The 16,171-nt window shown below is 45.0% G+C and carries 12 protein-coding genes and 3 tRNA genes; 7 read left to right on the forward strand and 8 right to left on the reverse strand.

The annotated features are described in order from the left end of the window. Positions 1–16: 16 nt before the first annotated feature. Both amiB and tsaE read right to left on the reverse strand, forming a co-directional pair. Positions 17–1,381, reverse strand: coding sequence for an N-acetylmuramoyl-L-alanine amidase AmiB (amiB, locus tag FE394_RS12040; protein ID WP_419836334.1), 1,365 nt, complete (start codon positions 1,379–1,381; stop codon positions 17–19). Then, positions 1,381–1,842 carry a tRNA (adenosine(37)-N6)-threonylcarbamoyltransferase complex ATPase subunit type 1 TsaE gene (gene tsaE, locus FE394_RS12045; protein WP_319926627.1) on the reverse strand — a complete coding sequence of 154 codons (462 nt, stop codon included), beginning with the start codon at positions 1,840–1,842 and terminating at the stop codon, positions 1,381–1,383. Before tsaE ends, amiB begins: the two co-directional genes overlap by 1 nt. 186 nt (positions 1,843–2,028) lie before the next feature. Here tsaE and queG point away from each other — a divergent pair, with 186 nt between their 5' ends. Together queG and FE394_RS12055 are read left to right on the forward strand one after the other, a co-directional pair. Next, the gene (gene queG, locus FE394_RS12050; RefSeq protein WP_319926628.1) at positions 2,029–3,186 is read left to right on the forward strand and encodes a tRNA epoxyqueuosine(34) reductase QueG; all 1,158 of its coding nucleotides are present in this window, start codon (positions 2,029–2,031) and stop codon (positions 3,184–3,186) included. Positions 3,187–3,592: 406 nt separating this feature from the next. After that, positions 3,593–3,799 (forward strand): hypothetical protein, encoded by a 207-nt coding sequence (locus FE394_RS12055; RefSeq protein WP_319926629.1) that lies wholly within the window; start codon positions 3,593–3,595, stop codon positions 3,797–3,799. Between the two features lie 349 nt (positions 3,800–4,148). On the opposite strand, the gene FE394_RS12060 is transcribed toward FE394_RS12055, so the two are convergent. Further along, positions 4,149–5,639, reverse strand: coding sequence for an MFS transporter (locus tag FE394_RS12060; protein WP_319926630.1), 1,491 nt, complete (start codon positions 5,637–5,639; stop codon positions 4,149–4,151). Positions 5,640–5,778: 139 nt separating this feature from the next. Here FE394_RS12060 and FE394_RS12065 point away from each other — a divergent pair, with 139 nt between their 5' ends. Further along, the gene (locus tag FE394_RS12065; protein ID WP_319926631.1) at positions 5,779–6,690 is read left to right on the forward strand and encodes a LysR family transcriptional regulator; all 912 of its coding nucleotides are present in this window, start codon (positions 5,779–5,781) and stop codon (positions 6,688–6,690) included. A 128-nt stretch (positions 6,691–6,818) separates the two neighbouring features. On the opposite strand, the gene FE394_RS12070 is transcribed toward FE394_RS12065, so the two are convergent. Continuing rightward, a tRNA-Gly gene (locus FE394_RS12070) sits at positions 6,819–6,894 on the reverse strand. Between the two features lie 381 nt (positions 6,895–7,275). Here FE394_RS12070 and FE394_RS12075 point away from each other — a divergent pair. Further along, positions 7,276–10,656, forward strand: coding sequence for an indolepyruvate ferredoxin oxidoreductase family protein (locus tag FE394_RS12075; protein WP_319926632.1), 3,381 nt, complete (start codon positions 7,276–7,278; stop codon positions 10,654–10,656). Between the two features lie 126 nt (positions 10,657–10,782). On the opposite strand, the gene FE394_RS12080 is transcribed toward FE394_RS12075, so the two are convergent. Continuing rightward, positions 10,783–10,858 (reverse strand) — tRNA-Gly (locus FE394_RS12080). A gap of 49 nt (positions 10,859–10,907) precedes the next feature. After that, positions 10,908–11,189 carry a hypothetical protein gene (locus tag FE394_RS12085; RefSeq protein WP_319926633.1) on the reverse strand — a complete coding sequence of 94 codons (282 nt, stop codon included), beginning with the start codon at positions 11,187–11,189 and terminating at the stop codon, positions 10,908–10,910. A gap of 92 nt (positions 11,190–11,281) precedes the next feature. Here FE394_RS12085 and FE394_RS12090 point away from each other — a divergent pair, with 92 nt between their 5' ends. Together FE394_RS12090 and FE394_RS12095 are read left to right on the forward strand one after the other, a co-directional pair. After that, positions 11,282–12,721, forward strand: coding sequence for an MFS transporter (locus tag FE394_RS12090; RefSeq protein WP_319926634.1), 1,440 nt, complete (start codon positions 11,282–11,284; stop codon positions 12,719–12,721). Next, on the forward strand, positions 12,714–13,946 hold the full coding sequence (locus FE394_RS12095; RefSeq protein ID WP_319926635.1) for an MFS transporter: 1,233 nt from the start codon (positions 12,714–12,716) through the stop codon (positions 13,944–13,946). Before FE394_RS12090 ends, FE394_RS12095 begins: the two co-directional genes overlap by 8 nt. A 197-nt stretch (positions 13,947–14,143) precedes the next feature. Here the strand turns inward: FE394_RS12095 and FE394_RS12100 are convergent. Both FE394_RS12100 and orn read right to left on the reverse strand, forming a co-directional pair. Then, positions 14,144–14,219: transfer RNA gene (locus FE394_RS12100), tRNA-Gly, on the reverse strand. Between the two features lie 227 nt (positions 14,220–14,446). After that, positions 14,447–14,992, reverse strand: a complete 546-nt coding sequence (gene orn / locus FE394_RS12105) for an oligoribonuclease (RefSeq protein ID WP_319926636.1) — start codon at positions 14,990–14,992, stop codon at positions 14,447–14,449. A 110-nt stretch (positions 14,993–15,102) separates the two neighbouring features. On the opposite strand from orn, the gene rsgA reads away from it, so the two are divergent. Next, positions 15,103–16,161, forward strand: a complete 1,059-nt coding sequence (rsgA, locus tag FE394_RS12110; RefSeq protein WP_319926637.1) for a small ribosomal subunit biogenesis GTPase RsgA — start codon at positions 15,103–15,105, stop codon at positions 16,159–16,161. Positions 16,162–16,171: the final 10 nt, after the last annotated feature.

The raw sequence follows: 16,171 nt of genomic DNA on the forward strand, positions 1-16,171 counted from the left end.
AATAGGCATACATGGGTTACTTGGGTGCCGCCTGCAATGGGTTAGCCTGAAAATACTGACGCAATCCAAGATGAATCGCCTTCGCCAATTTCTCCTGATACTGTTCTGAACCCAACAACTCTTCTTCAGACTGATTACTGATAAAACCAGTTTCCACCAGAATGGAAGGAATATCCGGCGAACGCAAAACACCGAGACTCGCATGTTCAGGTGTGCGTTTATGCAGAGAACCAATTTTAGTCAGTTGACTCAATACTTGCATCGCAACGTCATAGCCCACGCGCTGAGAATGACCAAACTGCAAATCCAACACCGCCTGACTTAAAAAAGGGTCTGTACCATTAGCGAGGGCATCTCCTGCACCTCCCAGCAATTCCGATTGCTTCTCATGCTGTTCCAGCAAGTTTCCCAATTCACTGTTTGCACGACGGTTAGAAAGCACCCAGACAGAAGCGCCTCTGGCGCTGCGGTTAGGCGCTGCATCTGCATGAATCGATATCAGCATATTGGCTCTATGCTTGCGGGCAACCTCAGAACGCCCTGCTACAGAGATGAAGTAATCTCCATTCCGCGTCAACACAGGCTTAAACATGGGATCATTGCGCAAAAGCATTTCCAGTTTACGTGCGACACTGATAGTAACATTTTTTTCCTTTGATCCCCGTTGCCCAATCGCACCGGGATCTTGCCCGCCATGTCCTGCATCAATGGCTATAACAACGGGATGTATGCCTTTCCTTTGCGCAGTTTGGCTAGCCGGTTTTGTCAGTAACTGCTTACTTTCATTCTGAGAGGCATCATTCTGGGAAGCGTTATTCTTAAAGGTAGATGTTTTGTTCTCTACGCCATTGGTTTTCAACATATTGGTTTTCAGCATATTGGTTTTCAGCGTAATAGCCACCTGATATCCACTGCCGACTTTCTTCACTAAAGACGTCGCCGTCACTTTATGCGCCAATTCCAGCACGATCCGCTGATGATGAGAATCAGGCGGCTGACTGGAACGTACCAGTCTGACTAAATCCTGACCGGATAAACGCATAGGCAATCCTGCTATTTTGCTCGCTTGACGAATATCCACCATCAACCGTTCAGGAGAATGCAGGGGGGAAAACCGATAATCAGGATGCCCGCCAGTGAATTCCAACGTGACTATCGCTTCAGATGGGCTATTACTCACATGTACATTAGACAACGTGGCTGCTACGGCTGTTGTCATGACCAGTTGACTCAACATGACAAACAAAACACAAACCTTCATCCAATGGGCATGCCATTTTTTGCTTATATTCACACTTATTTTCACAAAAATATTCACAAAAATATTCACAAAAAGGGCATTCACGAAAACGGCATTCAGCATGGTCGGGTATTCCTTCATCAGGACTTCAAATTATCCAACAGACTTTCACCATATTCAGATAACGCGACAAAATGCGCCTGCCGCCCGTCGCTATCGTAGCTCAAGTGCAGCTCAATATCGGCCGCAGGCAGAACACCCGCACCTTGTTGTGGCCATTCCACCAAGCAAATAGAATCCTGATCAAAATAATCACGGATACCCATAAACTCCAGCTCTTCAGGATCAGCCAGACGGTACAGATCGAAATGATAAACAGATCGTGGCTGTAGTTCATAAGGTTCAACCAGCGTATAAGTCGGACTTTTTACATGTCCCTGATGACCGAGTGCCTGTAGGAAACCACGACTGAATGTCGTTTTTCCTGCGCCAAGATCGCCATATAAATAAATAACATAGCCGCGATCGCCGATTGCTGCCACTGCATTGCCTAGTGCAACAGTAGCCTCTTCATTTGGAAGTGATAAAACGAGTTCTTTCATCGAAAAATATCTATTTTATTTATTGAATTAGAGTCTGACCTAATAGGCTTACCAGTTAAATAGTCTAACCAATAACCATAACATAGCTCAGGTATTATCCTTTAATATCTTCTGTACCGCTGCAACTTGAAAGACAACAGGTATATGTTAAGCTACGCTCCTCCTACAGCAGTAAACTGATATTCCATGACATCCCCTCTCGATCTGAACCTTCTGGCAGCAAATATCAAGCAATGGGGTATTTCCCTTGGCTTCCAGCAAATCGGCATCTGTGACACTGATTTATCAACAGAAGAGCCAAGATTACAGGAATGGCTTGATAAACAATACCACGGCGAAATGGACTGGATGGCACGTCACGGTATGATGCGCGCCCGTCCTCACGAACTGCTGCCCGGCACTTTACGCGTTATCAGCGTGCGCATGAATTACCTGCCAGCGAAAGCCGCTTTTGCCAGTACACTGAACAATCCGCAAATGGGCTATGTTAGCCGCTATTCGCTGGGCAGAGATTACCATAAACTGCTACGCCAACGTCTCAAAAAACTGGGTGATCAGATCCAAGACTATTGCAACACCCATGAATATCAAGGAACTCTGAATTTTCGTCCTTTTGTTGATTCTGCTCCTATTATGGAACGTCCACTGGCGGCTAAAGCCGGTCTAGGATGGGTTGGTAAACACTCACTTATATTAAATCGAGAATCAGGTTCTTGGTTTTTCCTTGGCGAATTGTTGATTAACCTTCCCTTACCTATCGACACTCCGCAAGAAGAGCAATGCGGGCGCTGTGTCGCGTGTATGACAACCTGTCCGACAGGCGCTATTGTTGAACCTTATACTATTGATGCCAGACGTTGTATTTCTTATCTGACGATTGAATTAGAAGGTGTAATACCGGAAGAATTTCGTCCACTGATGGGCAACCGGATTTATGGCTGTGATGATTGCCAGCTTATTTGCCCGTGGAACCGTTTTTCACAATTAACGGATGAGACTGATTTCAGTCCTCGTGCAGCGCTGCATACACCTGAGTTACTTGATTTGTTCAATTGGAGCGAGGAAAAATTTCTGCGTATTACGGAAGGGTCGGCGATCCGTCGGATTGGCTATTTGCGTTGGTTACGCAACATTTCAGTTGCTTTGGGCAATGCGCCTTATCAGGATGACATCGTATTAGCATTGGAAAACAGAACTGGAATAAGTGATGTTTTGGATGAACATATCCGTTGGGCGATCGGTCAGCAAATAAGCCGTCGAAATGCCAATGCAATTGAAGTACAAACCTCACAACAAAAACGATTAATACGAGCAATTACTAAAGGATTACCCCGAGACGCTTAATAATCAATCAATCAAATTTCTTGTTAAAAAAGCCTTCTGTTTCCTTGTGAATAAAATAAAAATGCTTTGTTGATCAACGGGCAAACAAAGAACAAATATTAATCAATTATTTTTTAAATGAGGTTAATTAGTTTAATTAAACAATGAGTTAATTATGACTCATTATTTTTAATGATGAATAGAAAAATCCAAATACTGACAAGCGCCCTGTGGATAACTCTGTGTAACAAGCAAAATGTTATCAGGTAACTCAGTGTGACCGTAATCTTAAATACTGTGGATAAAAAACGAGAATTGAATTGTGCCGGAAAATACCAGAAATCAGCAAAGAAATAAAAAACTACTTATCCATTCTAGACGCTAGTGGAGAAATTTTCCTCTGCCTCTTCAAAAATGAGGCGGCATTATGGACTTGTTGATACAGGATAGCAAGCGCTTTATCGACAATTTATTTTGGATTGTTTGGGCCGGATTATTTTGGGTAAAAAGTGTGGGTAAAAAGTGCAACATCAGCATACTGGCACTCTTCCATTACTGGGACAACTGCGATGATCCGGCAGGCAAACGAGAGCGCATATCGCTCATCAATCCCCTGCTTAAGTGGCCTATATGAACCAACCAGAGAGATTTTTTAATTAACACTTACGATTAATATAAAGATAATTGCCCCTATTTAGGACAAATGTAACGATGACACATAAGTTAAATATCACAAAGGGAGAGAATCTATTGGTGTCACTAACATCTATTGTAATGATTCTATCTATAAAGCAGATTCTCAAAGATGGTTAGAGAGATATTAACTTCTCGGAGCTAAAAAAATTTACTCTATTTCATTTAATTTATAACTATATGAAAAAAGATAAAGATTCCCTGGTGTCATGAAAAAAATTCTGAAAGTTAATTTAAATAAAAACATACAAGCTATATTATCAGAATATATAAATAAGATTATTTTCTATTTAAAAATGTCTAAAAGTATAAAAAGAAATAACCACAGCAAATAATGTTATTCCCATCAGGGTATAGGTCAGGATACTGAAAGCACCACTATAAATGGTCATTAGATCCTGTCCCGATAAACTGGCAAGTACCTCTTTGGCACCTTCAAAATTGCCGGTTGTCATATTATTCGCTGCGGCTGAAATGACATCAGGAGATTGTTGGGAAACCTGTTGCAGATTCATATGCAAAAGAAAATTCAGCATTGCCAATGCACCCGCAACACATATAGCTTCGCCACAAGCCCTCATTGTAGTGAAAATGCCCGTCGCCATTCCTGCCCGTTCAATCGGAACGACACGGATTGAAAGATCATCCATTAATCCCCAAGGAAAACCAGTGCCAACGCCAATGAGCAACAATGGGAGCATTAAGGCTGTCGGTGCGCTTCCAACGGGCATATTTGCTAACCATGCCAATCCAATAGCAGCACATAATAAGCCCATGCAAGAAAGTATCGGTGATGAAATCCAACGGGTCAGTAATGCCGCAAGAAAGGGAATAAAAAGCATTGGAGCCGACAGAGCAATCATCATCTCTCCCGCTTCAATGGCACTATAGCCTTCAATACCAATCAGACGGATCGGTAACAATATCAGCAAAACAATAAAACAGACTGCCGTTGCCAATGGCAAGAATTGCACCCCGACAAATTTTTTGAACCGAAAAAGGGAAATATCCAACATTGGACGAGCATGAGTTAACTCACAGGCAATGAAAATAGCTAACATCATTACAGCGGCACTGAGTAGCGAGATAACCGTGAGGCTACCTATTCCACTTTGTGGAATTTGCATGATGCCGAATGTCAGCAATACTAAAAATGACGTGAAGCTGAGCAAGCCTTTAATATCGAGTTTAGCGGCATCAGGGTCCCGCGAATCCCGCATATGAATACCACCGATTATCAGTGCAGCGCCCCCGAACACAGCTCCCAGCAGAAAAACAGAACGCCAGCCAAGAGTTTCTACCAAAACGCCTGATATCACGGGGCCAAATGCCAAACCTGCACCAAAAGCCGTTCCCAGCAATCCAAAAGCCTTGGTTCTTGCCCGCCCCTCAAATTCCTGGGCCAAGGAAGCATTTCCTCCCGCCATCGTTAAGGCGGCAAAAAAACCCTGGAGACCTCGCACCAAATCCAGAAAAACGACATTACTGGCAATGCTGACAATGATCGAAAATAGCGTGAAACCCGCAATGCCGATCACAAACATCTTCTTGCGCCCATATTGATCAGCCAGTGCTCCCGCAGCCATGACAGCACTACCAAAACTTAAAGCGAATGCATTAATAACCCAGGATAAAGCAATTCCGCTGCCACCCAATTCGGATTGGATCGCGGGCAACGCGACAGCCGGGCCAGTATATTCCAAGGGTAGAATTAGCCCTGCCATGCAAACCGCCGCTAAAACCCAGTAGCGACTCAATGAATTCTTCTCTACCATCTGCATGCCATGTTCTCCACGATGTCTTTCAATAAGTGTCTTTCAATAAGTGTCTTTCAATAAAGAGCGCTCGAAAGTTTGATTTTACTTATGTAAAATCAGCAATAATATTGCTATATACTCAAATATAAATTGCGGAAATAGCATGAATCATGATCTGACACTTTGGCATCTCTTTTTTCGTATTGTCGAGAGAGGAAGCCTGACAAAAGCAGCAAAAGACTTACACCTCGATCCCTCGGTTGCCAGCCGACGCTTAGCTATTCTTGAGCATCAACTCAAAGTCCAGTTGATTAATCGTTCGACCAGAAAACTGAGTCTGACAGCGGCCGGAACGGTAGCATATGAACAAATGCGTCCTTTACTGGATGAAATGGATAGCGTACTGGGTGATATCAGTAATAAATCATTGGCTGGCAAAATCAAAATAACCGCCCCGGTAAATTTCGGGGAACGCTATGTCACGCAATGGTTGACTCTTTTTCAACATCAGAATCCTGATATTACCTTCGACTTAGTGCTTTCAGACCAGTGTTTGGATCTTCGGCAAGAAGGCATTGACCTTGCTATACGTATCGGGGAGTTACCGGCATCTACTCTGATCGCCAAAAATCTGGGCAATATGTCCGGGGTCTTATGCGCCAGCCCTGAATATCTGCTAAGACACGGAACTCCGGAACATCCTCAAGATCTGAATTATCATAAGTCGGTTATTTATTCGCTCCATCAAAATGCTTCCCTTACCCGCTTGCAACTCTCTCGTGATCATGTAGTAGAACACGTAGAGCTATCCGGTAATTTTTATCTGAATAATGTCGGTGCCATCTACCAAGCCGTATGTCGCGGAGTGGGAATTCATGCTGGCCCTGCCTGGCTATTCAATGAAGCCATTCTCAATAAAAAATTAGTCAGACTTTTACCTGACTGGCAACTACCGACATTGCCGGTTCATCTGCTAAGAATGAAAAGCCACTATGTTCCCAGTCGAATATCTGCATTAATTGAGTGGATCGTGTTGTGTTGGAAGGAGTCAGAAGAATTGATGAGGAAATGCTAGCTGAAATTATTGTGAGGAGGTAACTTTATTGGGATTGGGATTGGGATTGGGATTGGGATTGGGATTGGGATTGGGATTGGGATTGGGATTGGGATTGGGATTGGGATTGGGATTGGGATTTTATAAATTGGAGCGGGAAACGAGACTCGAACTCGCGACCCCAACCTTGGCAAGGTTGTGCTCTACCAACTGAGCTATTCCCGCGTCGCTGACGGCTAATATTAGCCTAAGATGCCTGAATGCTGGTTTCTAACACTTGTTAACCGCATGAATTGCAAGATAACTTTCTTCACCTGCATATCAGGAACGGGCGCCATTATGAATGTGTTAAGGTAAGATGGCAAGCCCTTTACGTCCATTTCTGTGCTAAACGCTCAAAAGACATTCGCCATCTCTGACAATAATCTCACGTCATACCTAAAAACAGCCGTCAAGAACAATCAGCCTACCAATATTTAACAATAAACAAACAACTAACTAACATGTGATAAGATTTATGCTTGTCGTAACCATTTTGTGGAAATAGATTAACTGCAATTTTGGTCGCTAATTAGATGGTTATTCTCTTCAGAGAGGGTCAAAAAAATGGCTCGATACTATCAATCTAAATTTGTTACAGGCACTGAAGCTCTGGTTGACCTTCTGCTCGCTCAAGCTGAGCTGGATGAAATCCACAATCTCAAAACAGCAGGATTCGTTTCAGGTTATCGTGGTTCTCCCTTAGCTCGTTTAGATCAAGCATTATGGCAACATAATTCAGAACTTATCCAAGCCAATATTCGCTTTCAACCCGCCATCAATGAGGATCTTGCGGCAGACGCTTTGATAGGGACGCAGAAAGTGGAATCAGACCCAGACAGGCAGATTAATGGCGTTTTTGGCATGTGGTATGGTAAAGGGCCCGGGGTGGATCGCTCGGGTGATGCACTCAGGCATGGCAATGCTTATGGTTCCTCTCCGCACGGGGGAGTACTCGTTATCGCCGGAGACGACCACGGTTGTGTTTCTTCCTCTATGTCCCACCAATCTGATCTCACCATGATGGCATGGAGTATGCCCATTTTGCATCCGGCATCAGTTGCTGATTATCTTGATGTCGGTTTGTGGGGCTGGGCTGCGTCGCGCGTAAGCGGTGCATGGTTTGGATTCAAGGCCATCAGTGAAGTCGTGGAAAGTAGCGCTGTCAGGGAAAGTAAGCCATTTCCTGAATATAAAATTCCTCAGGTTGATCCCGGCCCAGATGGCCTGCACTGGCGTTGGCCTGATCTCCCCGGCCCGCAAATTGAGAAACGCTTAGCCTATAAACTCAAAGCCATTGAAGACTTCGCCAAACTGAATCCCATTGATTACCTCCTTGCTCCCTGTGAACATCCGCGAGCCTTATTAGTCACCGTTGGAAAAGCTCATCAGGATGTCATGGAAGCTCTGCGAACAGGAGGACTGACGCCTTCCAAACTGGCACGGCAGGGAGTGGCTCTTCTCCATGTCCGTTTGGTCTATCCTTTATCACCGTTTCTCAGCGAGCTCGCTACACAAGTCAACGATTTGTTTATCATTGAAGAGAAAGCAGCCGTTGTTGAAATTCTGCTCGCACATAAACTGGTTAAGTTACAGAAAAGTGTCCATTTGATAGGTAAACATAATCATCTTGGTCAAACACTGTTACCCTCAGACGTTGAATTACGCCCTTCACGGGTAGCCGTTCCGCTGGCCGGCTGGTTACAACAGTTCAACCTATTTCTCTCCGTGCCCCCGGAATGGTCAACCGCCCTCAATCCACACGATGCCACGCTGCCAAAGCGTACACCTTATTTCTGCGCCGGATGCCCTCATAGCACTTCAACTCGCTTGCCTGACGGTAGCCAAGGCCAGATCGGTATTGGATGCCATGTCATGGCAGCGTGGATGGATCGCAATACGGGCAGCGGCCTCCTGCCAATGGGGGGTGAAGGTATTGACTGGGTAGGACATTCCCCCTTTGTGAATCGTTCTCATGTATTTCAGAATCTGGGTGATGGCACTTATTTTCACTCTGGTCACTTAGCCATTCGCCAATCAGTGGCCGCAGGAAGCCACATTACTTATAAATTGTTGTTTAATGATGCAGTGGCAATGACGGGAGGACAGCCACTGGATGGAAGCATCACCATCCCGCAAATTGCGTCTTTGATGCTTGCTGAAGGCGTGAAAGAAGTCGCTGTCGTAACAGATGATCTTGATAAGTACAAAGGTAAGAAAGTCTTTCCTGCCAATGTAAAACTTTATGGACGAGATTATCTCGAAGATATACAGAAACGTTTTCGGGAGATCCCTGGTGTCACCGTTATCATTTACGATCAAGCCTGTGCCACAGAGCTACGCCGCAAAAGAAAACGGGGTTTAATACCCAAAGCACCGCGCCGTGCCGTTATTAACGAGCTGATTTGTGAAGGATGTGGTGACTGTCAAATACAATCAAATTGCCTTGCGGTAGTTCCCGTCAAAACGCCTTTAGGTAGTAAACGCACGATAGATCAACACGTTTGTAATTCAGATTTATCCTGTCTGAAAGGATTTTGTCCCAGCTTTATCACGGTCGAAAATGCCAATCCTCGCCCCGATCTCAGCAAAATCATCTCACAGACCGAATTAGAACAACTCATCCATAAATTACCGCAGCCAACGCTTATCCCCATGGAGACACCTTACGAAATCCTGCTGGTCGGGATTGGCGGTACAGGCATTGTTACTGCCGGACATCTGATAGCAAATGCCGCGCAGTTGGATAATTGCGCCGTCAGTTTACTTAATTTTACCGGCTTTGCCCAAAAGGGCGGAGAAGCAATAACCCATATTCGCTTATCTCATGATACGAATAATCTGCATCAAGTCAGAATCGATCGGGGACGTGCCAATCTGGTTATCGCGGCTGATTTAGTGGCATCAACAGGGCAAAATTCACTGGAAGTTATGTCGAGGGGTGCAACAAAATGCATACTGAATACCCATGAAACCCAAATCGGCACGATGCTTCGAGTTCCTATGATGGATTTGGATACCCCTAAAATGCTGGATAACCTTAACCAACACATTCAGACATTACACTCCCTCGATGCAGAGATGATGGCGGCTCATCTGGTCGGGGACAGGAACCAAACGAATATCATATTAATCGGTTATGCCTGGCAACTCAGTACAATTCCAATCACGCTATCTGCTATTAACAGTGCCATTCAAGAATTGGGAAAATCAGCCGACAGTGCCCGGCGAGCATTTCACATCGGTCGCATTGCGGCGGCACAACCAGCTATCTTGCAGAAACATCTGGCTGTCAATCAGCAAGAAGATATTAAAAGTCTGGACGATCTCATTATGCATCGATATCAATTGCTGGTTGATTACCAAAATGAAAGATATGCGATGCGCTATCTCAGCCGCATAGCCCAGATTCAACTGGTAGCTCAGCAGATTGATGCCGAAGATATGACTAAATCTATTGCTGAAAACTTATTCAAACTGATGGCATATAAGGATGAATATGAAGTTGCCCGCCTATACGTCAAAACTGGTTTTTTCGATAATCTCCGCTTACAGTTTGATAATACAGATGAAATTCGCTTTCACCTCAGCCTTCCCCTTTTTAACCGCAAAGATCCCCGCACGGGACAGCGAGGAAAAAGGGAATATGGCTCGTGGATCATTCCCATACTACATCTACTCGCTGCAAGTAAGCCACTGCGTGGGACTGTTTTCGATATTTTTGGCTATCAGGAAGAGCGTAAACAGGAAAGAAAGTTACTGCTCGAATATGAACAATTAATTGATTTTCTGCTCGAAAAAATGAATAACAATAATTTGGCAATCTGCCGGCAACTTGCGGAACTCCCCGATCAAGTCCGTGGTTTTGGTCATGTGAAGCAAAAAGCGATACAAGACATGATGAGACGTAAGGAAACATTGCTGAAAGAATTGAAAAAGGCAGTGTGATTATGAAAATTGGACATTAATGAAGTTAGATGAGATATGCAGAAACGAAAAAAGCGCCTTCCGGCGCTTTTTTCTATGACTTGCAGACTTTTATAAAATTTACTATAAAATCTACCGTCCCAAATTTGGAGCGGGAAACGAGACTCGAACTCGCGACCCCAACCTTGGCAAGGTTGTGCTCTACCAACTGAGCTATTCCCGCATTATTGATGGACTTCCACCAGCTCTCATTATCCATACATTAGAAAACTTTATGATAAAACCTGTAACCTATTGATTAACAGGACGTTTTCTATAAAAAGGAAAATAAGATGGGCGCTATTATGGCTTTGTTTGATAACAATGGCAAGCCCTTTACACACAATCAAAATCCAAGCGCTCAAAATATATGCTAAATGACGCAATGGGCGAAGATTGGCGGCTTTCACTAAAAAACTCAGTTCTCCATCACGTTTAAAACGTAATCTGCACTCCATCGGTAATAAAGAAAAAATATCATCACCTGCTCTCCATTGACGAAGAGTTAAAGTCATATTAATCTATCATTCAATCTATAAATTGAATGTATTGCATTGGTGAAGTCACTGGTTTCTTACTACGACTTTATCAATTAGGAGCTCTCATAATGCCATCGAATAATCTGTCATCTAAAAACAACAATAAGCTACGGCAAAATTCGACTCAAAGTAATCAACGCTTAGCATTCACGATACTGGCAGTCATACAGACCACGTTGATTTTCACCATTGCACTGATTACGATCCCACTTCCCAAAATTGCAGTAGAATTCAATCTCACATCTGCTGACTTACTGCTTGTTCTTGCTGCCTACGGTCTCCCGTTCAGCGGACTACTACTCTTTGGCGGACGGCTGGCAGATAGATTTCAGGGCCGGCGGATGCTCGCCATTGGTTTATTTATTTTCGGCATATCCTCCATTATTGCCGGTTTCGCTCCCTCTTTCAAAATACTTGTCGCCATGCGCTTTGCTCAAGGTGTGGGCGGAGCGTTGACAGCACCAGCGGCAATGGCAGTACTGCGAGCGCTGTTCCCGGAACAAAGTGCTTTTTCCCGGGCAATGGTCACATGGGGAGGCGTTTCCGTGCTTGGTGCCGTCTTGGGATTTGTTATTTCAGGAGTAGCAACAACGTGGATTTCCTGGAGATGGATGTTTGCCGTTCCTGTCGTTGTTTCGATCATTGGCTTAATAAGTACCCGTGGCCTGCTGCCGGCTGGAATTGACGAGTCTCATCAACATCGTCCCAAGCTGGATCTGGTTGGTGCGATACTTGCCACATTCGGTATTTCCCTGAGTAGCTATGGTCTGATATTGACGGGTGATCATTCCTGGTCATCATCCATCGTACTGATCCCTCTGCTAACTGGACTTGGCTTATTACTCGCCTTTGCCGTGATCGAACGTCTCGTCCGTGACCCACTTCTTCCCCCCGGATTTATTTTGGAGCGGTATCGTCTCACCGGATTGTTTGGCATGTTCCTTGCCGCCGTCGGATCAGGCGTTATCAACTTTATTTTATCACTCTACCTTCAACAAGAATTGGGATGGACACCGCTGATGACGGCGACCTCATTCTTGCCGTTCGCCGTCGCCCTCATCGCGATAGGACAAATAGCACCATCTCTGGTTGGTCGTCTTGGCGCAGCCCGGGTAACAGGTATGGGTCTAATTATCTCTGCGCTCGGGTTTGGATTGTTGGTCGGTATTGATAGAAATACGACTTATATTGCGGGCTTGCTACCCAGTCTGGTTCTGATAGCCGTCGGTATTTCACTGGCATTTTCAGGCGCTGCGGTACTTTCCACAATGAATGTGCCACAGCATCAGGCGGGATTAGCCGGTGGTGTCATGAACACGGCCATGGAGCTCGGCCCGACCGTCGGTCTATCCGCATTAATGGCTATCGCCGCAACACAAATCGATACCATTGATGGCTACATATGGGCCTTCGGAACTGCCGCTGTTGCTTACACTATTGCAGCATTGCTGACGCTTCTGTTCACAAATCGAAGTTCTGCTGCATTAGGCAAACCACACCATGAATAAAGTTCGATCAAAAGGAAAAAGGCCGAAAGCCTCGTCAGGGATGATGTCACCAGCACCGAAGCAGCGGGATATCCCAATCTTCATCTATTTGCTTGGATTGACTATATTCACACTCACGACCTCTGAATTTATGGTTGTGGGTATGATGCCATCGTTAACCACGGTATTTGATGTCACTGTTGCGGATATTGGTTATCTGATCTCACTCTACGCCGTTGGAATGGTCGTTGGTGGGCCGATCCTGACGGCGTTATTTGTCACACTACGAATGCCAAACAAACAGGCCCTGCTTTGGCTGCTGGGACTCTACAGTATCGGCGGGATCATCGCCGCAACAGCTAGCAGCTATCAGGTGATGGCAATTGCCCGCGTTATCACCGGCGTTGCCGGCTCAGCGTGTATCGGCATCTCTTTGGCAGTCTGCGGCGAGGCAGTCAAAACTGAAATGCGGGGAAGAGCCTCGTCAATTGTGCTTAGTGGCATGATGCTGGCAACTGTTCTAGGTGTACCGGCAGCAACCCTGATTGATCAGAATTTTAGCTGGCGTTTGAGTTTTTGGTTAGTTGTCATATTTACCATCGCTTGCACCTTGATCGTATGGGCGCTAGTGCCTGCTTCGCGCAATACTTCTGATATCCGTATTGGCAATCAACTCACCTCATTTCGCAACGGAAAACTCTGGGCGGCTTATGCCACAAGTGCCTTAATCATAGGGGCATCTTACGCTGCTTTCAGCTATATTTCCGCGATTCTAACTGAAGTTGCGGGATTACTGCCTGCTATCGTGCCCCTTGTACTCGGTCTTTATGGCGCTGCGAATGTCATTGGCAACATGATTACGGGTCGCTTTGCTGATCGGTATACTTTCGCGGTACTGACTATCGGGCTGAGCATATTGGCTGTATCACTGCTGATATTCGCGCTTTGCCCGGAGAACCGCTACATCAGCGTCATTGCTTTTTTAGTGATCGGTCTTGTGGGTGTTCCCATGAGTCCAGCAATGATTACCCGTGTTATGCGGGTAGCGAATGCAGGCCCATTAATCAATAGTGTCCATGTATCGGTTATTAACAGCGGTCTGGCATTTATTGCTTGGGCTGGCGGGTTAAGCATCGGAGCGGGATATGGATTGATATCACCACTGTGGATTGGTTTGATTCTGGCTCTCTTCGCCATACTGTCACTCATACCACGTAGAGTAAGAATGGCAATGAAATCGCCTTAAGGTCTCCGCGAACATCTGTTTCAGCCCCGCTCAACAAAGCTGCAATTTGAAAGACGACAAGCATAGCCGGGGATAGTGCGCATGATTTATCATGCATGCTATCTTTTTCTTGAATTAACAAGGCATTTGAGAATTTTTCAGGGATTATATACAGATTCGGTAATTCGGGAAGAGAGGAAAAACTGAGAAAGAAAATTTGGAGCGGGAAACGAGACTCGAACTCGCGACCCCAACCTTGGCAAGGTTGTGCTCTACCAACTGAGCTATTCCCGCTTACATTTCGATATGAAATATTTTGGTATTCGTACTTTTGAAATTCTTCATCGGTACGGGGAGCGGATTATACGAGGAATTATTCTTCTGACAAGCCCTAAAATACAAAAAAAAAAGAATTTTTTTCTGATTGATGATTAAATCGGCAGATTATCCGTTTAACCATCAACGCAGAGATTAATTTACGTACAATTTTGTACTGAGTACTGCTTTTTACTTCTGGATAATTACTTCTGGATAAAATGCTCGCGGTAATACACTAACTCAGCAATGGATTCCCTAATGTCATCCAATGCCTGATGCGTATTTTTCTTACTGAACCCAGACAGCATCTCAGGTTTCCAGCGGCGCCCCAATTCTTTGAGCGTACTGACATCCAAGTAGCGGTAGTGAAAATATTTTTCCAACTCGGGCATATAACGGAACAGGAAACGACGATCTTGTCCCACGCTATTACCACAAATTGGCGATTTCCCGGCCGGAATCCATTGTTCGAGAAAAGCAATCGTCGCTTTTTCAGCCTGAGCATCATTAAACTGACTCTGTTTCACTCGTTCAACTAACCCACTGGCAGTATGCGTCCGTACATTCCAATCATCCATCAATGCCAGTTGCTCATCCGACTGATGTATCGCCATCACCGGGCCTTCCGCAAGGATATTCAAATCCGAGTCCGTGACAATAGTCGCAATTTCAATTATGCGATCACGCTCGGGATCTAGCCCAGTCATTTCTAAATCGATCCAGATAAGATTGTTCTCACTTTTTGACATGATATATCCTAGTTTCCTTCAAAATAGGTAGTCTGTATCCGTGATGTATCATAACGTTTTTGATCACTCACAGCGATAATCAGCAAAATAGATGAAATAAGTGAGGTTCAGTGGCTAAAAGTAAACTCTCCAAAGGGCAGCAACGCCGTGTGCAAGCCAACCATCAGCGTAGGCTCAACAGGGCTGACACCCATAAACCAGAAGTGGATGACAGCCAATTTGGTGAGCCACAGGAAGGGCTGGTGATCAGCCGATTCGGGCAACATGCCGATATTGAAGCCGCAGATTCTTCCATACAACGTTGCAATATCCGCAGGACGATTCGCTCATTAGTCACGGGCGATCGTGTTGTATGGCGTCCCGCATTACAGCTCCAGTCTGATGTCAAAGTTAATGGGATCGTAGAAGCAGTGCATGAACGTACCTCCGTTCTCACACGTCCCGACTATTACGATGGCATCAAGCCTATCGCGTCAAATATCAACCAAATCGTGATTGTTTCCGCTATTTTGCCAGAACTCTCACTGAATATTATTGACCGTTATTTAGTCGCATGTGAAACACTCAATATCGAGCCTTTGATCGTACTCAATAAAATAGATCTACTGGATGCGGAAAGCCGGGAATGGGTCAATGGTGTCATGGATATCTACCGTGATATCGGTTATCGCGTACTGGAAGTGTCCAGCCAGACTGGCGAAGGTATTCCCGAACTCATCTCCCACCTGGCTGACAAAATCAGTATCTTTGCGGGGCAATCCGGCGTTGGAAAATCCAGCCTGCTCAATACGCTGCTGCCTGATGACGAAAAAGATATTCTGGTCAATCAAGTTTCAGATAATTCCGGGCTTGGTCAACATACCACCACCACTTCGCGCCTTTACCATTTCCCACTCGGGGGAGATGTGATCGACTCTCCCGGCGTCCGTGAATTTGGATTATGGCATTTAACGCCAGAGCAGGTAACACAAGGTTTTATCGAATTCCGCGAATATCTTGGCAAATGTAAATTCCGTGATTGTAAACATCAGGATGATCCGGGATGTGCCTTAAAGGAAGCATTGAAACAAGGCATCATTGCCGAAGAACGTTTCGAAAACTATTACCGGATTCTGGAAAGCATGGCACAAGTTAAACCACGCCGAAATTTCACAGACGGTCAAAAATAAGACAATAATT

It is taken from the genome of Xenorhabdus littoralis, assembly GCF_033949345.1.
In the GTDB taxonomy this organism is placed as follows: Bacteria; Pseudomonadota; Gammaproteobacteria; order Enterobacterales; family Enterobacteriaceae; genus Xenorhabdus; species Xenorhabdus littoralis.